The following is a 19,044-nucleotide window of genomic DNA, read 5'->3' on the forward strand; positions in this document are numbered from 1 at the left end:
AAAAAAGCCCCCGCACGTTGGTTTTTCGGCCAACATGCGGGGGCTTGCGTTTTATTTTCAGTTTTCAGTTCTGCGGGTGGACGATATCCCGCCAATCCAGATCTCCACGTTCCAGACCGTGGATGAGCACCTCCGCGGTGGCAATGTTGGTGGCCAGCGGGATGTTATGCACATCACACAGGCGCAGCAGGGTCATCTCGTTGGGTTCGCTGGGCTTTGCGTTGATCGGATCGCGGAAGAACAGGAGCAGATCGACCTCATTGCAGGCAATGCGGGATGCGATCTGCTGATCACCGCCCTGAACACCTGCCAGAAAGCGCTGGATCTGCAGACCCGTTGCCTCGGAGATCAGCTTGCCGGTGGTACCCGTAGCCACCAATTTATGCTGGCTCAAAATCCGGCAATACGCCGTACAGAACTGAACCATCAGCTCTTTTTTGGAGTCATGCGCAATCAGTGCAATCGTCATCGGTCAACCTCTCCTTTGTTTCGCCAGTGGGCATTTTTCTTGCATATATCATAGTATCACAGTTTCCGTTCTTTTACAACCGTTTTTTAGACAAACTTCATACTTTTTTCGGAAAAAAGCGCCAAATTTCACCAAAAGAAGCGTTTCAGCGTTTCAGCGTTTTATCTCTCTTCAATTGTCTAAAGCGTCCTGCCCGGCAGGTGCGGTCTCCTGAGCAGCATCCGTGGTGCCTGCGGCGGGATCTGTGGCCGTATCCGCGCCGGTTTCGGTCTGAGCGGGGGCAGTCTGGGCAGCAGAAGTGCTGTCTGCGGCGGTCTCCTGCTTTCCGATGGTGCCATCCTCATTCAGGGTGCCGTCCTGCATGGCGAAGTAGGCGTTGGCAATGTCCACCACCAGATCGCCGGTTCGGGCACCGTAGCCGCCGTACTCAATGGTGATGCCAATGGCGATCTGCGGGTCATCGGCGGGCAGATAGGCCACCATCATAGCGTTCAGGTAGTGCTTGCCCGGGGCGTAGGTCTCACTGCGCTGAGGGGTGCCGGTCTTACAGGCAATGGCAATGGGGTAGCTGCTGATCTTGCTGTTGGTAATGGTGCTGGGCACCTGCCGCATCCCCTGCCGCACCAGCTCAAAGGTGTTGCCGGTGCCCTCGATGATATCCATCACCTCGGGCTGGGTCTCGCTGATCACCTCGCCGGTGTTGGAATCCAGGATCGCCTTGACAAAATGGGTGCGGTAGCGGGTTCCGTTGTTGGCCAGCGTTGCAGCATAGGTGGCCAGCTGGATGGGCGTGACCACCGTGTTGCCCTGACCGATGGCTGCCTGAACGTCCAGTGACTCCATATAGTTGGAGTCGTTCTTGGAGGTCAGGTGGCCCACAGCCTCACTGACCTCCACGCCGGTGCGCTGGCCAAGGCCCAGCTTATAGGCGTAGGCATCGTAAACATCACTGGTCAGGCGGCGGCCCACATCGTAGAAAAAGACGTTGCAGCTCCACTTGATGGCCGTGACCACATCAATGTTGCCGCTGTGGCCATGGCGGGTGCAGCGGGGGCTGTACCCTTTATAAAAGGTGTACACGCCGTTGCAGAACACCGTGGAGTACTGGTTGATGAGCCCGGAATCCAGCGCAGCCACGGCCACGGCAGGCTTGAAGGTGGAGCCGGGGGTGTACAGGCCCTGCAGCGCCCGGTTGAACAGGGGCAGACTCTCGTCCGCGCTGTACTCGCTGTACTGGGTGGCATACAGGTTCTGGTCAAAGCTGGGATAATTGGATGCGGCCAGCACACTGCCGTCCTTCACATCCAGCACCACGGCGGCACCGGCGGCAGCTTTCATGCTGCCGGTGTTGTAGACCCGGTTGATCATGTCGATGTTCTCGGCCAGTGCCTTGTCCACCGCCTTCTGGAACCGGCTGTCGATGGTCAGCTGCACGGTGTGGCCCGGCTCGGGCACAGTGGTCAGGGCCGTATCCACAATGACCCCATCGGAGTTGCGGGTGATGGTCTCCACGCCATCCTTGCCCCGCAGTTCTTCCTCGTAAGCCGATTCCAGGCCCGAAATGCCGATGATGTCGTTCATGTTGTAGCCTTTTTCGCGCAGAGGGTAGGTGGTCTGGCCATTTTCATCGGTCACCTTCCACTTTTCAGCGGTGATCTTGCCCACCCGGCCCAGGACATGGGGCAGCACCGTGGATTGCTCATAGCTGCGGGTACTCGTTTCCACGATCTCCACACCCGGCAGCGAGAGGCTGTGCTCCTTGATGGTCGCCACGGTGGCCTCGCTGACGTTTTCCGCCATGATAAAGTTGTTCACATTGGAAAACGCCTGCAGCTGCATCTCGTAATGGATACCGCCCAGCGTGCGCTGCCAGCTCAGCGGATAGCTGGCAAGGTCGTAGTCCTCCACCAGCTTCTCCATCACATCATTGGCCGTTGCGTACTGTTGTAAACCAAGGTTGTCCTTCATGGCGGCAAGGGCTTTCTGATCCCTGGTGCTGCCCTCTTCGGCGGTAAAGGTATAATTGCCCGCTGCATCCGGCTGGCTGATGAGCAGGGTATCGTTCCAGTTCTCACCGTTGGCGCGCAGCAACTCGACGATCTTCTGGAGCATCCCGTCCAGATCTTCGTCTCCCATCAGCAGCTTGTTGAGCACCACATTGTAGCCCGTGACGCTGGTGGCAATGCGCTCCCCCCGGCTGTCCACAATGTCACCGCGTGCCGCCGTGACCGTAAACTTGTAGTCGGTGGTGTTGGTGGCCTGGGATCTGAAATCATCCCCGTTGACCAGCTGCAAAAAGATGAGCCGCAGCCCGTACAGCAGCATGAGGATGCAGGCGGCGGCAACGAGAACACACATCCGCCGGATGGCGGTTTTCCGTTCTTCTTGGTTCATGGATTCTCCTTCCGGCGCGGGGTGCGTTACACCACGCCGTTGTCGATCTTAAATTCTTCGTGGATGCGGCGCACGACCCCGAACAGAGGGAAGCAGACGGGCACCGAGAGCGCCGCCGTGGGCAGCACGAACCACAGCCAGCGGCTGGCCGCGCCGCTGTAACCGGGCATGTAGTAGAAAAACAGCCAGTCCAGCGTGAGCACCAGCAGGGCGGCAGCAGACGCAATGAGTGCAAAGTTTGCGGCCGAATTCTTGAAGTAGAGCTGCATCACCGCCGAAACGGCAAAGCAGAGCAGCAGCAGCTCCAGCGCCAGCATGCCCACGGTGCGCCCGGCCAGCCAGTCCCACATCAGACCGCAGACCGCCCCAAAGACAGCCCCGGCGAACTCGCCCTCAAACACGGCGACCGCCAGCGCCAGCGGCAGCAGCCAGAGCGGCTTTGCCGCCCCGAACTGGAACAGCCCGGGCGTGGTCTGCAAAACAGCACAAAGAAGGCCCAGCAGCACATAGCAGATCCATTTGACGATCTGGCCCCGGCTGCGTTTCCGGCGTGATTCCATCAGGGTCCCTCCTCAGAAACTGGTAATGATGAACGCATGGCGCACCGTGCGGGGGTCGGTGCCGGGTTTGATGACAGCAATGGTCGATTTGCCGCTGACCTCGGGCACCAGTTCCTGTACCACGCCCACCAGCAGGTCAGCCGGGAACACCCCGCCCAGCCCGGTGGTGATCACCTGGTCGCTTTTCTCCGTCAGAGTGTTGCGCGCAAGGTTGGTCAGCACGCACAGGCCATCGGCGGCGTATTCGGAGCTGCCGGTGACGATGCCGTTGTCACGGGTGCGGGATACCACGCCCGCTGCGTTGAAGTTGGGGTGAAGAATGGTCATTACCTTGCAGCTGGTGGGCTCGGCCTCCACCACCATGCCCAGCAGGTAGCCCTGGTCGCTGACCACGGCATCGTTGACGGCCACGCCGTCCAGCGTGCCGCGGTCCAGTGTGAAGCCATAAAAGGAATCCAACGGATCTCGGCCAATGACAAAGCTGGAAAGATAGCTCATCTCAGGCCGCTGGCTCTGGATGCTTTCCAGTGCCTTGTAGGCTTGGTTCTCGGCCTTGACGCGGTCGTAATCCACCATCTGCTGGCGCAGCTCGGCGTTTTCGGCCTTGAGCGTCTCGTTCTCAGCCATCACGTCATCGATGCTGGTGTACTTTTCCCACAGGGAGGCCACGCCGCCGCTGACCACAGCAGCCACTTTCTGGAATGGAGCAGCCGCCACGCTCAGCAGCTCCTGCGGAGCGGCAGTCAGGCGGCCGTTGGCACCGGCGTAGGCCATGATGCCCACCAGAAACACCGCGATGCCCACCAGGATCTTGAATTTCCAGGTATCGAAAAAGTCTTTCAAGGGGTTTTCCTCCGATTGCAAAAGGGCGCGGACAGCCCAGAGCCGTCCGCACCCTCTGTTACATCGTTACATGTGAGCTCCATCGGTGTCCAGCACATCGTGCAGAACATCCACATGATCCAGCACCGCACCGGCACCCTTGGCCACGCAATCCAACGGGTCCTCCGCAACATGGACATCAATGCCGGTCTCGCTCTGGATCAGCTGATCCAGGCCCCGCAGCAGGGCACCGCCGCCGGTCAGGGTGATGCCGTGGTCGATGATATCGGCACTCAGCTCAGGCGGGGTGCGCTCCAGGGTCTCCTTGATGGCGCTGGTGATCTTGACCAGGCACTCCAGCAGGGCCTCGCGCACATCCTCAGAGTGGACGACGATGTTCTTGGGCAGGCCGTCCACCAGGTTGCGGCCCTTGATCTCCATGGTCATCTCAGGGTCCATGGGGTAGGCAGAGCCGATCTCGATCTTGATCTGCTCGGCGGTACGCTCACCGATGAGCAGGTTATACTTGCGCTTGATGAAAGCGATGATGGCCTGATCGAACATATCACCGGCCATCCGGACGCTGCGGGAGGCCACGATGCCGCCCAGAGAGATAACTGCGATCTCAGCGGTGCCGCCGCCGATGTCCACGATCATGCTGCCGGTGGGCTCGCTGATGGGCAGGCCCGCGCCGATGGCAGCAGCCATAGGCTCCTCGATGACGGAGACCTGACGGGCACCGGCCTTGAGGGTCGCCTCACGCACAGCACGGCGCTCCACCTCGGTCACGCCCGAGGGAATGCAGATGACCACGCGGGGGCGGGAGAACATGCTGTTGCCGCAGGCCTTTTTCAGGAAGTTCTCCAGCATATTTGCCGTGATATCGAAATCGGCGATGACACCATCCTTCAGGGGACGGACTGCCACAATGCTGCCGGGGGTACGGCCGATGACAGCCTTTGCCTCAGCACCCACGCAGCGCACCTCATCGGTCTTGGTATCCACAGCCACGACCGAAGGCTCCCGCATGATGATGCCCTTGCCCTTCATGTAAACCAGGGTATTGGCAGTACCCAGATCAACGCCAACGTCCTTTGACAAAAAACTCATAATGAAGCTCTCCTTCGTATTTCCGGTCTATTCCAAAACGCACAGCAGCCCAAACTCCACAGGGTTTGACCGCCTATCGCAGAATAACACGTTTCTATTATAGCCGCAAGTCAACGTTTTCTCAAGCGTTTTGTCAAGTTTTTCCGTATTTTTCATTTTTCTGTGCATTCCGCCGCGCAAACTGTCAGAACTGTTCAAGCAGGCGGACCGTCCGGCTGACGGGCAGGCCCATAATGGTGTAATAATCACCCTCAATGGCATCCAGCCAGACCGCCGCGCGGCCCTGGATGGCGTAGGCACCGGCCTTATCGTAGGGCTCCTCTGTGGCGGCGTACCGCTCGATCTCCTCCTCGCTCAGCGGGAAGAAGGTGACTTTGCAGGTATCCACAAAGCTCTCGGTGCGGGTACCATCGGAAACGCAGACACCGGTGTGCACATAGTGGGTCGCGCCGGACAGCGCACGGAGCATCCGTCTGGCATCGTCCGGGCTGTGGGGCTTGCCGAACACCTCGCCGTTCACATCCACCACGGTATCGCAGCCCAGCACCACGGCACCGGGGTGTTCCTTGGCCACAGCAAGGCACTTGCCCCGGGCAAGCTGTTCCACCAGCCGGGCGGGGGTATCCGCCGCCACGGCATCCTCGTCAAAATCGCTGACACAGACGGTAAAATCCGTCGTGTACAGGCTCAACAGTTCTTTCCGGCGGGGGCTCTGGGAAGCCAGGATCAGATCTTTCATACGCTTCACTTCCCCGTTGAACCAAAGCCGCCCGCGCCGCGCTGGGTATCCCCCAGTTCAGCCGCCTGAGCAAAGGCAGCGGTATACACCGGTGCAATGCAGAGCTGTGCCACACGCTCACCGGGCTGGATGGTATAGGCCTCGGTGCCCAGATTGATCATGGGCACCTTCAGTTCCCCGCGGTAGTCACTGTCCACCACGCCCACGCCGTTTGCCATGCACAGGCCGTGCTTGATGGAAAGGCCGCTGCGGGCATAGACCAGCGCCACAGCGTGGGGGCCGGGCAGCTCGATGGCAAGGCCGGTGGGCACCAGTGCCCGCTGCATGGGGGCCAGTGTCAGCGGCTCATCCAGCACGGCGCACAGGTCGGCAGCCGCCGCCCCCGGCGTTGCATAGGCGGGCACCTTGGCCCGGGGGTCCAATACTTTATAGTTTACGGTGATCGGTTCCATAGTATACCTCTTGTTAAAGTTATATTCGGGCGTGTTCCGGGAGCTTTCTCCTCGGACACGAAACGGGCCATTCCATCGCCCGCCCTACTGCCTGCGGCAGCAGGGTCCCACCCCAGCGGACGGTCCTCGGAGAAACTCTCGGCTCCCGCCCGGGGAAACTGCATCTTTAGTTGGTTCCCTTGAAATAAAGTCCTCTTGTAAACTCTCCCTCAAAGGGTGCGTGGACACGGATGCTGTCCAGAATGGCGGCTGCTTCTTCCCGGGATTCCAGTGTGAAGTAGGCCACACCGTAGTCCACAGTCAGCGCACCGGGCTTATCACCCATATAAATAGGTACAGGGTTATAGATTGTCCGCACGCCCATGCCGCAGCGCACCGGGAACTTTTTGGCCTTGCGGTCGGTCAGTTCCCCTGCTTTATTGCAGTGGGCGCAGTCATGGATGTTCTGCAGCGGGCAGGCACGGGTAACCATCAGCGGCATGTGGCCATAGACCAGCACACCGGTGGGCACAGGCTTGCCGTTACGGGTGGGGGCAATGGTGCTGATATCGCTGTCCTTGACTTCGGGCAGGATGAGCACACTGTTCAGGCCATGGTCGGCGTAGAACTGTGCTGCCATCTGGTTGGTGACGTTCAGGCCAAAGCCGCCGGTCATCGGCAGCCCGCGGCAGAGCCGCAGGTGGGCGATGTTGCTTACCTCATAGCCCGCAAAACCCGCATCCTGGGTAGCGGCAATGCGGCGGGCGGTGTCCTCCTCCAGCGCGCCGAACATCACGCGCGGCAGCTCCAGAAGGGTCTTTTCCCGCCACTCCCGGGGCACCCGGTCGGCCTGAGCAATGGGCAGGATGAGATACTCCACCCCGCTCAGGGCCTGCTCCGGCACCTGCTCCCAAGCTTCAAAGCGGGCGCGCAGGGTGCGGTGAGGCGGCAGAGTGCGCAGGGGCAGAGCATCCGGCTCCGCCTCGTGTACCGGCCAGGGGCGCAGGACCTCCCGCTTTTTCAGCAGGGCCTCCAGCGCATCCCGGCGCAGCTCGTTCACGGCACTGCCCGGCACGAACCAGGGACCGCCGTCCATCTCCACATCGATCTTTTCCACCGCAAAGGGGGTGCCGCCCGTCTTGGAAAGGCTGCGCTGCAGGCTCTCGGTGGGGTCGGTGCGGGCAGGCTGCGGTTCCGCATCGCCGTAGGCAAAGGCCTTGTTGCCGTCCGCGTCGGTCACGGTCAGCTTCTCGCCGCCCTCTTCGATCTCCAGCCTGAACTGCACCGGCACCCGGCTGCGCTCGCGGCGGTAGAGCTCGCGCAGGGCAGGCAGGGTCTTTTTGGTCAGCTCCGCATCGGCTTCGCTGCGTACGCCGAACATGGTACCGTCGATCTTTCCATCCAGATAGCCGGAGGTGAAGCCGGAGCGGCTGAACGCATTTTTCAGCAGGTCACGGTCGTAGGCGCGGCCCTCGCGGCCTGCCAGACAGGCACTGACCGCCGCCGCCACATACTCCGGCGTGCGCAGGCGGCCCTCGATCTTAGCCGATGCCACGCCGACGGCCTGCATCCGATCCAGCTTGTCGATGACAGAGTTATCCTTCAGGGAAAGGTGGTGCAGACGGCCCGGCTTGCCCTCGGGCAGCGGGTTTGCCTCAAAAGGCAGGCGGCAGGGCCCGGCGCAGGAGCCCCGGTTGCCGCTGCGGCCGCCCAGGAAGGCCGACATATAGCACTGGCCGCTGACGCACATGCAGAGCGCGCCGTGGACAAAGCACTCCGTCTCGATGCCGCAGTGCTTTGTGATATGCTCCACCTCAGGCAGGCTCAGCTCACGGGCCAGCACCACCCGGGTAAAGCCCAGCTCCTTCAGCTCCAGTGCGCCCTGCAGGGTGTGGACGCTCATCTGGGTGGAGCCGTGGCGGGGCAGGTCGGGGGCGATCCGCCCGATGAGCTGTGCCACCGCCAGATCCTGGCAGATGATCGCATCCGCGCCGCTCTCGGCCACAGCCCTCACGGCAGCGGCCAGCGCGGCCAGCTCCCCGCCGTAGACCGTGGTATTCAGTGTCACGTACACCTTGACACCCCGCGCGTGGCAGAACCGGACTGCCTCCTTCAGGCTGTCCGCATCAAAATTTCCGGCTCCTGTGCGGGCATTGAAGCCCGAAAAGCCCAGATATACCGCGTCCGCACCGCTGAACACCGCAGCGCGGAGCATCTCTTCACTGCCCACCGGGGCAAGGATCTCGATCTTTGGCATAATACTCCCTTTGTTCCGGCGCATTCACCGCGCCTCCATTCACACTTCCGTCTTTGCTTCCCGGTCGGCCTTCTGCTTGGCCTGCAGGCGTGCCAACTGCTCCCGCAGGGCATCGTTTTCACGCCGCAGCGTTTCATTTTCCGCTTTCACCTTGTCCTCAGCCAGCTTTGCCCTGGCGGCATCGGCAATATAATCCTGGATCTGGCTGCGCATATTCTCGGCGCTGCCGGTGCTCTTTTTGTATTCATCCAGATAATCCATGGCGCAGAACACCGCCGCCTTGGTCACCGAAAGGTTTTCGTTGGTGTCCAGCAGTTTGGTGATATCCTCATCCAGCCGTTTGGCCAGAGAGGCAATATACTTTTCGGAATCCGTCGTTGCGATCGCATAGGGCGCGCCCGCAATGGTCACTCTCACTTTATTAACCATCGTATCCTCACTAATAATTACTCTGAGCGGAGTTTGTGGCCGAGTTTCCTGCCCCGGCACACGCTTTTGCCCCCGCCGGGACAGCCGTTCACTTCTTATTATAATATAAATGCGTTCCAAGAGAAAGTGCTATTTTTGATTTTTTTGCATATTTACCAGAAAGATTGTGATAAAAATGTCAGTTACGGCAAAAATCGGCGTTTTTCCTTGCTTTTACGAATAGAACTGATTATAATGTTCTTGTTGTGGTAACAGGGAGAGGGAAAGAGGAGAAATTCTCTGTTACGATATTTCAAAACAGCACAAGTGTGTGTGCGGATAGGAGTTCCTTATGACTACAAAAGAATTTGCAAAAATTCTTCAGGACAAGCTGACCAGCGAGTACGGCGTGGATCTGAGCGTTGCTTCCAAGCAGCAGATCTACCGCTCTCTTGCCCTGATCTGCCGTCAGATGATGAGCGAAAACCACAAGAAGTTCCAGTCCAAGGCCATTGGCACCGGCACCAAGCAGGTATACTACCTCTGCATGGAGTTCCTGATGGGCCGCAGCCTGAAGGTGAGCCTGTTCAACCTGGGTCTGGAAGATGTTGCCCAGAAGGTGCTGGCTGATGCCGACATCAACATTGAGGGCATCTTTGAGGAAGAGCCCGATGCAGGCCTGGGCAACGGCGGTCTGGGCCGTCTGGCTGCCTGCTATCTGGACGGCATGGCCACCACCGGCATCTGCGGCACCGGCTACTCCATCCTGTACGAGTACGGCATTTTCAAGCAGAAGATCGTGGACGGCTGGCAGCAGGAGCGCGCTGACAACTGGCTGCCCGGCGGTCAGGTCTGGCTGAAGAGCCACCCCGATCAGGCCATCGAGGTCCGCTTTGACGGCGAGATCCGCGAGAACTGGGATCACGGCTTCCACTATATCCAGCACACCAACTACAACAGCGTTATGGCTGTGCCCTCCGACATGTATGTGCAGGGCTACGACGGCAAGGGCGTTGCCAAGCTGCGCCTGTGGCAGGCCAAGGCTCCTGACTTTGATATGTCCAGCTTCTCTCTGGGCAACTACAACACTGCCATGAGCAAGAACGCCAGCGCCGAGCTGATCTCCAAGGTGCTGTACCCCAACGACAACCACATTGAGGGCAAGATCCTGCGCCTGCGCCAGCAGTACTTCCTCTCTGCCGCATCCATCGGCGATATCGTGCAGAACCACCTGTCCACCTACGGCACGCTGGAGAACCTGGCCGACAAGGTCGCCATCCAGCTGAACGACACCCATCCCACGCTGGCCATCCCTGAGATGATGCGCATCCTGCTGGACGAGTGCGGCTTTGACTGGGATAAGGCCTTTGAGATCTGCCAGAAGGTCTTTGCCTACACCAACCACACCGTTATGGCCGAGGCTCTGGAGAAGTGGAATGTGGACATCTTCAAGATGACCCTGCCCCGCATCTACCAGATCGTGGTCGAGATGAACCGCCGTGCCCGCGAGGAGCTGGAGAAGGCATTCCCCGGCGACGAGGGCAAGATCAACTACATGGCTCTGATCGGCGACAACCAGGTCCGCATGGCAAACATCTGCGCCTACACCGCCAACAGCATCAACGGCGTGTCCAAGCTGCACAGCGAGATCATCAAGGAGAGCGTGTTCCACGATTACTACCTGTTCAAGCCTCAGGCTTTCAAGAACGTGACCAACGGCATCGCTTACCGCCGCTGGCTGCTGGCCTCCAACCCTGAGCTGTGCAAACTGCTGGACGAGACCATCGGCGAGGAGTACAAGCACGACGCTTCCAACCTCTCCAAGCTGAACAAGTATGCGGACGACAAGACCGTGCTGAAGCGCATCAACGAGATCAAACTGGACAATAAGAAGAACTTTGCCGCCTATCTGGAGAAGAGCACCGGCCAGGTCATCGACCCCAACTCCATCTTCGACTGCCAGGTCAAGCGGATGCACGAGTACAAGCGTCAGCACCTGAACGCCCTGAACATCGCCGCTCAGTACCTGTACCTGAAGGAGAACCCCAGCGCCGACTTCATCCCCAAGACCTATATCTTCGGCGCAAAGGCTGCCCCCGGCTACTACATGGCCAAGCAGATGATCCGGATGATTTGCAAGCTGGGCGACCTGATCAACAATGACCCCGCCGTGCGCGACAAGCTGCGCGTGGTCTATCTGGAAGAATACTGCGTCTCCCTGAGCGAGCACCTGATGCCCGCCGCCGAGGTCTCTGAGCAGATCTCTCTGGCTGGCACCGAGGCTTCCGGTACCGGCAACATGAAGTTCATGCTGAACGGTGCCATCACGCTGGGTACGCTGGACGGCGCAAACGTTGAGATCGCCGATGCCGCCGGCAAGGAGAACGAGCTGATCTTCGGCATGCTGACTCCCGAGGTCAACAACCTCAAGCAGGTGGGCTACCACCCCAGCGCCTTCATCATGGGCGATGACGTGGCAAATGCCGCTCTGAACTTCCTGGAGCGCGGCTGGAACGGCGAAGACTTCCACGAGGTCACCGAGAACCTGCGCACCAGCGATCCTTATATGGTCATGGCCGACTTCAAGGATTACCGCCGTGCTCAGGCCGACCTGCAGCGCCTGTATGCTGACCGCGAGAAGTGGGCACAGATGAGCCTGAAGAACACTGCCAACAGCGGCATCTTCAGCGCAGACCGTTCTGTGCTGGATTACGCCCGCGATATCTGGCACGCTTCTGCTGTGAAGTAATTGGAAAGGTCAACCCCCCAGTCACCTACGGTGACAGCCCCCCTAGTAGTGGGGCCTCTGGCGTTACGGAAAGTTTTACAGCTTTTCCTTTACGCACAGACTTCACCGTTCTGCCAAGGCCTCCCCTACTAGGGGAGGTGGCAATGCGAAGCATTGACGGAAGGGTTTAGCACAAATATATCTCTGCCCCGGAGCCATTACGGAACCGGGGCTTTTTTTGAGAAAGGAACGACCCCACTTGTCTTGTCTGTTCAACAGTTTTGACCCCTATTTCAAGCAGCCCTTTGGTGCGGTGCGCGCCGGGCAGACTGTCCGGCTGTCGCTCTGCATCCCCGAAGAGCTGGGCTATGTAGACCCGCACCTTGTCCTGAAAAAAGAGGGCAAGTTCGATGTTCCCGTCTACTACCGGATGAACTTCGATGGCCAGACCCCCAGGCAGAACCACTTTTCTGTGGAAGTGCCTCTGAATGACCCGGGCCTCTACTTCTACTATTTCGATCTCTACACCGACTTCCGCCGCATCGTGCGCGGCCCCGACAACTGCGGTGTGATCAGCTGGCAGGATGGCGAAAGCTGGCAGATCACGGTCTATGAGCAGGACTTTGAGACCCCCGAAAGCATCAAGGGCAAGGTGTTCTATCAGATCTTCCCGGACCGCTTCTGCGAAGGGGTGGAGAACAAGCCCATGCCCTTTGCCGACCGCATCTATCAGGCCGACAAGCACGCCGAGCCCTTCTGGCAGCCCAACGAGGTGGGCGGCCACCTGAATGAGGATTATTTCGGCGGCGACCTCAAGGGCATCCAGCAAAAGCTCCCTTACCTGCATGAGATGGGGGTGGATTTCATCTACCTCAACCCCATCTTTGAGGCCCACTCCAACCACCGCTACAACACCGCAGACTACCTGAATGTGGACCCCCTGCTGGGCACCAACGAGGATTTTGAGGCACTGTGCACCGCCGCCAAAAAATACGGCATCGGCATCGTGCTGGATGGCGTGTTCAGCCACACCGGCTCCGACAGCCGCTACTTCAACCGCGAGGGCCGCTATGGCGAGGGCGGCGCGTACCGGAACCCCAACTCCCCTTACCGCTGCTGGTACGATTTCGGCCCCCAGTACAAGGGCGGCTACCGCAGCTGGTGGGGCTTTGAGACCCTGCCCGAGGTCAACGAGGAGACCCCCTCCTATGTGGAGTTCATCACCGGCCCGGGCGGTGTTATCGACACCTGGCTGCGGCGCGGCGCGGCAGGCTTCCGGCTGGATGTAGCCGATGAGCTGCCCGACGAATTCATTGAGAAGGTGCGCGCCGCCGTCAAGCGGGTCAGCCCCGAAAAGTTCCTGCTGGGCGAGGTGTGGGAGGATGCCACCACCAAGTTCGGCTTCAATAAGCGCCGCACCTATCTGCTGGGCAAGGGCCTGGACAGCGTGATGAACTACCCCTTCAAGAACGCCGTGCTGGATTTCGTCAAGGGCAAGCCCGCCGAGCAGGCCATGACGGAGATCCTGACCATCTGCGAACACTACCCTGCCCCGGCCATGGACACCGCCCTGAACTTCCTCTCCACCCACGACACCGAGCGTGCCCTGACCGTGATTGCTGACGAGCCCGCCAATGGCCGGGGCCGCGCGTGGCAGAGCGGCCGCTGTGTGACCGGCGATGCCTACGAGGAAGGCCTGCTCCGCCTGCGGATGGCCTACGCCATCATCTACACCCTGCCGGGCGTGCCCTGCCTGTACTACGGCGACGAGATTGCCATGCAGGGCTACCGGGACCCCTTCAACCGGGCTTTCTTCCGGTGGGATGCCCACGAACAGCGCCTGCGCCCCGTGCTGGCACAGCTGGCACAGCTCCGCCACACCTGCGAGGCCTTCCGCACCGGCCAGCTGCGGGTTCTGCGTGCCGAGGACGGTATCCTGCACTACCAACGGGTGGGCAAGGTGGAGACCGCGGAGATCATCGTCAACCGCACCGAGCATATCATCGTGGAGACCCTTGCCAGCGGCAAGAGCACTGAGGTGAATCCTATGGGCTTCACCATCGTGGTGGAAGAGGTGGGGCATAACCCGAACCACAGCTACTATGATTATGTATGACCGCATTTTGTTTTCTGCGCAACAATTCAGCAAAAATCTCTTGACCTTCCCCCAACCGGATGCTCTATAATAGGATCATAAGGAGGGATGTTCGATGTCCATTGACCCCATTTTCTGGCTCCTTGCCGCCGTCGGGTTCCTTGCGTTGGAGGGTATGACCTTCAGCATGGTATCCGTCTGGTTTGCGGCAGGCAGCGCGGCAGCCCTGCTCTGCTGCCTGTTCACCCACTCGTTCCGGGTGCAGGCGGTGGTGTTCATTGCGGTCAGCGCGGTCTGCCTGCTGGCATTCAAGCCGCTGGCCAAACGGCTGCACAAGCAGCCCACCCCCACCAACGGTGACCGCGCCCTTGGCCGGGAAGCCCGGGTGCTGACCCCCGTTTCCGCCCAGCAGACGGGCCGGGTGCGGCTGGACGGCGTGGACTGGAGCGCCCGCTGCGCCACCCCCGGCGATACCCTGACCCCCGGGCAGGCCTGCCGGGTCACCGAGATCCACAGCACCCTGCTCATCGTGGAACCCATTCTGACCGAATCCATCAACCACTGAAAAAAGGAGCGTCTCTATGCCTATCATGCTATTCGTGATCCTCGCGCTCATCTTTGTCATCCTGCTCATCGTCGTCACCAACATCGTCATCGTGCCTCAGTCCATGGTGTACGTTGTGGAGCGTCTGGGCAGCTACTCCGACACCTGGTCGGCCGGCCTGCATGTCAAGATTCCGTTCATTGAGCGGATTGCCAAAAAGGTCAGCCTGAAGGAGCAGGTCGCGGACTTTCCTCCCCAGCCTGTGATCACCCGCGATAACGTTACCATGCAGATCGACACCGTGGTGTTCTTCCAGGTCATGGATGCCAAGCTCTACACCTACGGTGTCAACCAGCCCATCGCAGCCATCGAGAGCCTTTCCGCCACCACCCTGCGCAACATCATCGGTGAGATGGAGCTGGATCACACCCTGACCAGCCGCGATGTCATCAACGGCAAGATCACGGCCATCCTCGATGAAGCCACCGACAAGTGGGGCATCAAGGTCAACCGCGTGGAGGTCAAGAACATCATCCCGCCGCGCGAGATCCAGGAAGCCATGGAGAAGCAGATGAAGGCAGAGCGCGAAAAGCGCGCCGTCATCCTGAAGGCAGACGGTGAGAAGCAGGCTGCCATCACCGCTGCCGAGGGCGAAAAGGAAGCTGCCATCCTCCGCGCCGATGCCGTCAAGCAACAGCGCATTCTCGAAGCTGAGGGCGAGGCACAGGCCATTCTCGCCGTGCAGAAGGCCAACGCCGATGCCATCCGCCTGCTGAACGAGGCCATGCCCAACGACAAGGTGCTGGCTCTGCGCAGCCTGGAAGCACTGGCCAAGGTAGCCAACGGCAAGGCCACCAAGATCATCATCCCGTCGGAGCTGCAAAATCTGGGCGGCGTTGTGCCCAGCATCAAGGAGCTTCTGACCGACCCGAAAGAGGACTGATCCATGATCTACGATACCCTGAACAATCTCCCCAACTATCTGGGCCTGTGCAGCAGTCTGGACAGCGTCATCGAGTTCATCATGGCGCGGGATATCAACAACCTGCCCGCCGGGCGCACCCGCATCGATGGTGACAAGGCTGTGGTCACGGTGAGCACCGTGACCCCGCAGGCCAGCGACAAGGCCCCCTTTGTCCGGCACGACAACCACCTGACCCTTGAGACCGACCTTGAGGGCAGCGAGCTGTTTGAGGTGTCCCTGGGCGAGTTCAGCCCCACCCGGCCCGCTGACGAAGCCGCTGATACCACCGTGGGCACCGCCGGCACCAGCATTGCCGGAATGCTCTGCGAGGGCCGCTTTGCCCTCTATCTGGCCGGGGAGCCGTACAAATCCGGCTTGAAGGCCCAGGGCTGCGGCAAGCTGAAAAAGGCCGTGTTCACCATGGAGCTGGACCCGGACGAGGAAGACGAGACCGAGGCCGAATAATTCCTGAAAGCACGAACTCCACGCAGCGTAGGTTGCGTGGAGTTTTTTTGTATAGTATACTCTGGTTCAACAATTACGCTTGCCCGACTTGCCAAGGGCTCCCCTATTAGGCAACGACGACGACCGCCGCCAGTGGCGGATGAAGGGAGGAGTTGTTGGGGCCGCGGCCAGCAAGACACGAGCACAATACTTTGTGCGAAGTGGATGCTGGGAGCCGCAACTCGTACGCTGTCGAGCAACGCGAGACTGAGAGGTTTCATTCATTATGAACACATACGTCACCGGCAGTACCATCCGACAGCTGCGGGAAGCCAAAGGCCTGACCCAGGCAGAGCTTGCCGGAATGCTCTCTGTCAGCGCCAAGACCATTTCCAAGTGGGAGACCGCCAAGGGCCTGCCTGATATCTCCCTGCTGGAACCTCTGGCTGCAGCTCTGGGAGTCAGTGTGCTGGAGCTGATGCAGGGAGAACCCATCATCAACCGGAACCGGGCAGCCAACCTGCTGCGGAGCAAGCTCTACGTCTGCCCTTTCTGCGGCAATGTGCTCCACGCCACCGGACAGGCTGTGGTGAGCTGTTGCGGCATCACCCTGCCTGCGCTGGACATCGCCGAAGCCGAGGATGCCGACGAGCATCATCAGCTGACCGTGGAGCGGGTGGAGGACGAGCTCTTCGTCACCCTGCACCACCCCATGGAGAAAAACCATTACATCTCGTTTCTGGCCTACCTCACCGGCGATAAGCTGCAGCTGGTCAAGCTCTACCCCGAGGGAGATGCCTCTGCCCGCTTCTCCCTGCGGGGCGCAGGTGTGCTTTACTTCTACTGCAACTGCCACGGCCTGATGAAGGCTCCGGATTTCCGCACCGCCACCCGGCGCACCTCACCCCAGAAGATCCACCTGCGGGAGCCGGATGAGGGCGACCGGGAACAGGTAATGGCCTACCGGGAAGAATTTTTGGCCATCGGCTCCCGGATGGACGGCACCTCGGCTCTGGACAAATATGCCGACTTCGATGCCTGGCTGGCCCAACTCCGCAAGCTGAAAGACCCGGCCACAACCCCCGCCGGTCTCGTGCCCGCCACGGAGTATCTGGCTCTGGATGAGCACGAGCATCTGGTGGGCATGACCAACCTGCGCCACCGGCTCAACGATTACCTGCTGACCTACGGCGGGCACATCGGGTACAGCGTCCGCCCCTCGGAGCGGCAGAACGGCTACGCCACCCAGATGCTTTGCCTGACGCTGGAAAAGGCAAAAGAACGAGGCATCGAAAAGGTACGCATCTGCTGCGACCATTACAACGTTGCCTCAGCAAAGACCATCCGCGCCAACGGCGGCGTGCTGGAGGATGAGCAGTTCGATTCCTCCGATGGAACGCTGACACAGCGGTATTGGATCCAGAATAAGTAAAAAGAGGCTGTTGCCAAACTCCTTCCGTCATCGCTCACGCGATGCCACCTCCCTCAATGAGGGAGGCTTTCACAGATTGCCATTACGTCAAGGCTCCCTCCAAGAGGGAGCTGGCGCGGCGAAGCCGTGACTGAGGGAGTTGTCGGCAGCAGCCTTTCTCTATTTCAGCCCAGGTGGAACATATCGATCAGCACCACGGCGGCCAGGCCATAGTAGACCACCACAGCCACCAGATCATTGATGGTGGTGATGAGCGGGCCGGAAGCCACGGCGGGGTCGATGTGGATCTTATGGAACAGCATGGGGATGACCGTGCCCACCAGGCTGGAGATCACCATGGCCACGACCAGAGATACGCCCACACAGCCCGAGAGCAGGAAGGCTTCACCCCAGGCGTAGGCCTTGAAGAAGTGGATGTAGCAGCCCAGGAAGCCCAGCGCCAGCACGGCCAGCAGTGCACCGTTGGTCAGGCCCACCCGCATTTCCTTCCAGAGCAGCTGGAGCTTTTTGGCAGTGGTCAGGTTCTCGTCCACCAGCACACGGATGGTCACAGCCAGCGACTGGGTGCCCACATTGCCGGCCATATCCAGCACCATGGACTGGAAGCAGATAACGATGGGCAGCACCGCCACCACCGATTCAAACGCACCCACCACCGAGGACACCAGCATCCCGAGGAACAGCAGGGCGATCAGCCAAGGCAGGCGCTTTTTCACACTCTGGAACACACCCTCGTTCAGGTCCTCTTCACTGGTCAAGCCGCCGAGTTTTGCGTAATCATCGCCCATCTCGTCGTCCACCAGCTCGACCACATCCGCCGAGGTGATGATGCCCAGCAGCTTCCCGCTGTCGTTCAGGACAGGGAGCGAGCGCTCGGCGTAGTCCACGATGCGGTCGATGCAGTCGCTGATCTTCTCGTGGTCGGTGACGTAGGGGTAGGAGCGTGCGATCAGCTTTTCCAGGCGCTCCTCCGCACGGGCCACGATGAGGTCTTTCAGGTCAATGGCACCATAAAAGTGCTCATTTTCATCCACCACATACAGGGTGGAGATGTTATCGTTCTCGCCTGCCTGCTTCACCAGCTCACTCATGGCCTGCCGGATGGTCATATCCCTGCGGATGCAGATGTAGTTGGTGGTCATGCAGCTGCCGATCTCGTCCTCGTGATAGGAGAGCAGCAGCTTCACATCATCGGCGGCATCCTTGTCCAGCTTGTGGACGATCTTTGCCTTATCGTCCTCTTCCAGGTCATCCAGAGCATCCACGGCATCGTCCGAATCCATGTGGGAGATGACCCGGGCGGCCCGCTCGGGGTCCAGCTCCTTCAGGTAAGGCTCTGCGTCGTCCAGATAGGAGAAGATCTCTGCCACCGTATCCACGCCCAGTGCGGTGTACACCTTCTGGCGCTCCTCCGGTGTCAGGGCCGTCAGGGCATCGGCCAGGTCGTTTTCATGGTAATCGGACAGCTTTTCAGCCAGCTCTGCCTGGGGCAGACCGCTGTGGATGATCTCCAGAATCTCCTGCACATAATTTTTCTTCTGCATGGTTTGGTCCCTCCGTTTCCCGTTTCCGGGCATAAAAAATACACCGCATCGGTCTGGTTACAACTCCTGCGGTGTACAAAGGGCATGCAGTTCAGGATGCGGC

16 protein-coding genes are annotated in these 19,044 nt (G+C 59.9%); 6 read left to right on the plus strand and 10 right to left on the minus strand.

What is annotated here, in order from left to right:
* Positions 1 to 64: 64 nt before the first annotated feature.
* The 9 genes from mgsA to D3F01_RS02485 form a co-directional block, all read right to left on the minus strand.
* A complete protein-coding gene (mgsA, locus tag D3F01_RS02445) occupies positions 65 to 469 on the minus strand; it encodes a methylglyoxal synthase (RefSeq protein WP_097770635.1) in 405 nt (134 codons plus the stop codon).
* A 171-nt stretch (positions 470 to 640) separates the two neighbouring features.
* Positions 641 to 2,863, minus strand: a complete 2,223-nt coding sequence (locus D3F01_RS02450) for a penicillin-binding transpeptidase domain-containing protein (RefSeq protein WP_242885829.1) — start codon at positions 2,861 to 2,863, stop codon at positions 641 to 643.
* Positions 2,864 to 2,889: 26 nt separating this feature from the next.
* Positions 2,890 to 3,423: a rod shape-determining protein MreD gene (gene mreD, locus D3F01_RS02455; RefSeq protein WP_242885830.1), complete on the minus strand. Its 534-nt coding sequence runs from the start codon at positions 3,421 to 3,423 to the stop codon at positions 2,890 to 2,892.
* A gap of 12 nt (positions 3,424 to 3,435) precedes the next feature.
* Complete coding sequence (gene mreC, locus D3F01_RS02460) at positions 3,436 to 4,266, minus strand: rod shape-determining protein MreC (RefSeq protein ID WP_223453870.1); 831 nt, start codon at positions 4,264 to 4,266, stop codon at positions 3,436 to 3,438.
* 66 nt (positions 4,267 to 4,332) lie between these two features.
* On the minus strand, positions 4,333 to 5,355 hold the full coding sequence (locus tag D3F01_RS02465) for a rod shape-determining protein (protein ID WP_005932353.1): 1,023 nt from the start codon (positions 5,353 to 5,355) through the stop codon (positions 4,333 to 4,335).
* A gap of 184 nt (positions 5,356 to 5,539) precedes the next feature.
* Positions 5,540 to 6,094, minus strand: a complete 555-nt coding sequence (locus D3F01_RS02470) for a Maf family protein (protein ID WP_242885831.1) — start codon at positions 6,092 to 6,094, stop codon at positions 5,540 to 5,542.
* Positions 6,095 to 6,099: 5 nt separating this feature from the next.
* Positions 6,100 to 6,546: a dUTP diphosphatase gene (gene dut / locus D3F01_RS02475; RefSeq protein ID WP_035394001.1), complete on the minus strand. Its 447-nt coding sequence runs from the start codon at positions 6,544 to 6,546 to the stop codon at positions 6,100 to 6,102.
* Positions 6,547 to 6,712: 166 nt separating this feature from the next.
* Positions 6,713 to 8,782 (minus strand): U32 family peptidase, encoded by a 2,070-nt coding sequence (locus D3F01_RS02480; protein WP_242885885.1) that lies wholly within the window; start codon positions 8,780 to 8,782, stop codon positions 6,713 to 6,715.
* A gap of 39 nt (positions 8,783 to 8,821) precedes the next feature.
* Positions 8,822 to 9,211 (minus strand): cell division protein ZapA, encoded by a 390-nt coding sequence (locus D3F01_RS02485; RefSeq protein ID WP_117532971.1) that lies wholly within the window; start codon positions 9,209 to 9,211, stop codon positions 8,822 to 8,824.
* Positions 9,212 to 9,542: 331 nt separating this feature from the next.
* On the opposite strand from D3F01_RS02485, the gene D3F01_RS02490 reads away from it, so the two are divergent.
* From D3F01_RS02490 to D3F01_RS16010, 6 genes are all read left to right on the plus strand, one after another.
* Positions 9,543 to 11,939 carry a glycogen/starch/alpha-glucan phosphorylase gene (locus D3F01_RS02490; RefSeq protein ID WP_242885832.1) on the plus strand — a complete coding sequence of 799 codons (2,397 nt, stop codon included), beginning with the start codon at positions 9,543 to 9,545 and terminating at the stop codon, positions 11,937 to 11,939.
* A gap of 238 nt (positions 11,940 to 12,177) precedes the next feature.
* On the plus strand, positions 12,178 to 14,034 hold the full coding sequence (locus D3F01_RS02495) for a glycoside hydrolase family 13 protein (protein WP_242885833.1): 1,857 nt from the start codon (positions 12,178 to 12,180) through the stop codon (positions 14,032 to 14,034).
* Positions 14,035 to 14,128: 94 nt separating this feature from the next.
* A complete protein-coding gene (locus D3F01_RS02500; protein ID WP_005932324.1) occupies positions 14,129 to 14,578 on the plus strand; it encodes an NfeD family protein in 450 nt (149 codons plus the stop codon).
* A 16-nt stretch (positions 14,579 to 14,594) separates the two neighbouring features.
* Positions 14,595 to 15,500 carry an SPFH domain-containing protein gene (locus tag D3F01_RS02505; RefSeq protein WP_005932322.1) on the plus strand — a complete coding sequence of 302 codons (906 nt, stop codon included), beginning with the start codon at positions 14,595 to 14,597 and terminating at the stop codon, positions 15,498 to 15,500.
* A gap of 3 nt (positions 15,501 to 15,503) precedes the next feature.
* On the plus strand, positions 15,504 to 15,986 hold the full coding sequence (locus tag D3F01_RS02510; RefSeq protein ID WP_117532970.1) for a YhcH/YjgK/YiaL family protein: 483 nt from the start codon (positions 15,504 to 15,506) through the stop codon (positions 15,984 to 15,986).
* 265 nt (positions 15,987 to 16,251) lie between these two features.
* Positions 16,252 to 17,397 carry a GNAT family N-acetyltransferase gene (locus D3F01_RS16010; RefSeq protein ID WP_347567987.1) on the plus strand — a complete coding sequence of 382 codons (1,146 nt, stop codon included), beginning with the start codon at positions 16,252 to 16,254 and terminating at the stop codon, positions 17,395 to 17,397.
* Between the two features lie 164 nt (positions 17,398 to 17,561).
* Here D3F01_RS16010 and mgtE read toward each other — a convergent pair whose 3' ends face one another.
* On the minus strand, positions 17,562 to 18,941 hold the full coding sequence (gene mgtE, locus D3F01_RS02525) for a magnesium transporter (RefSeq protein ID WP_347567988.1): 1,380 nt from the start codon (positions 18,939 to 18,941) through the stop codon (positions 17,562 to 17,564).
* Positions 18,942 to 19,044 lie beyond the last annotated feature (103 nt).

Source organism: Faecalibacterium sp. BCRC 81149 (assembly GCF_022750605.1).
Classification (GTDB): Bacteria; Bacillota; Clostridia; order Oscillospirales; family Ruminococcaceae; genus Faecalibacterium; species Faecalibacterium duncaniae.

Coding starts and splice junctions, on each gene's coding strand:
- D3F01_RS02485 (WP_117532971.1), bottom strand. CDS start 9,211: ATGGTTAATAAAGTGAGAGTGACCATTGCGGGCGCGCCCTATGCGATC.
- mgsA (WP_097770635.1), bottom strand. CDS start 469: ATGACGATTGCACTGATTGCGCATGACTCCAAAAAAGAGCTGATGGTT.
- mreD (WP_242885830.1), bottom strand. CDS start 3,423: ATGGAATCACGCCGGAAACGCAGCCGGGGCCAGATCGTCAAATGGATC.
- D3F01_RS02500 (WP_005932324.1), top strand. CDS start 14,129: ATGTCCATTGACCCCATTTTCTGGCTCCTTGCCGCCGTCGGGTTCCTT.
- D3F01_RS16010 (WP_347567987.1), top strand. CDS start 16,252: ATGAACACATACGTCACCGGCAGTACCATCCGACAGCTGCGGGAAGCC.
- D3F01_RS02470 (WP_242885831.1), bottom strand. CDS start 6,094: ATGAAAGATCTGATCCTGGCTTCCCAGAGCCCCCGCCGGAAAGAACTG.
- D3F01_RS02510 (WP_117532970.1), top strand. CDS start 15,504: ATGATCTACGATACCCTGAACAATCTCCCCAACTATCTGGGCCTGTGC.
- D3F01_RS02480 (WP_242885885.1), bottom strand. CDS start 8,782: ATGCCAAAGATCGAGATCCTTGCCCCGGTGGGCAGTGAAGAGATGCTC.
- D3F01_RS02490 (WP_242885832.1), top strand. CDS start 9,543: ATGACTACAAAAGAATTTGCAAAAATTCTTCAGGACAAGCTGACCAGC.
- D3F01_RS02465 (WP_005932353.1), bottom strand. CDS start 5,355: ATGAGTTTTTTGTCAAAGGACGTTGGCGTTGATCTGGGTACTGCCAAT.
- mgtE (WP_347567988.1), bottom strand. CDS start 18,941: ATGCAGAAGAAAAATTATGTGCAGGAGATTCTGGAGATCATCCACAGC.
- D3F01_RS02450 (WP_242885829.1), bottom strand. CDS start 2,863: ATGAACCAAGAAGAACGGAAAACCGCCATCCGGCGGATGTGTGTTCTC.
- D3F01_RS02505 (WP_005932322.1), top strand. CDS start 14,595: ATGCCTATCATGCTATTCGTGATCCTCGCGCTCATCTTTGTCATCCTG.
- dut (WP_035394001.1), bottom strand. CDS start 6,546: ATGGAACCGATCACCGTAAACTATAAAGTATTGGACCCCCGGGCCAAG.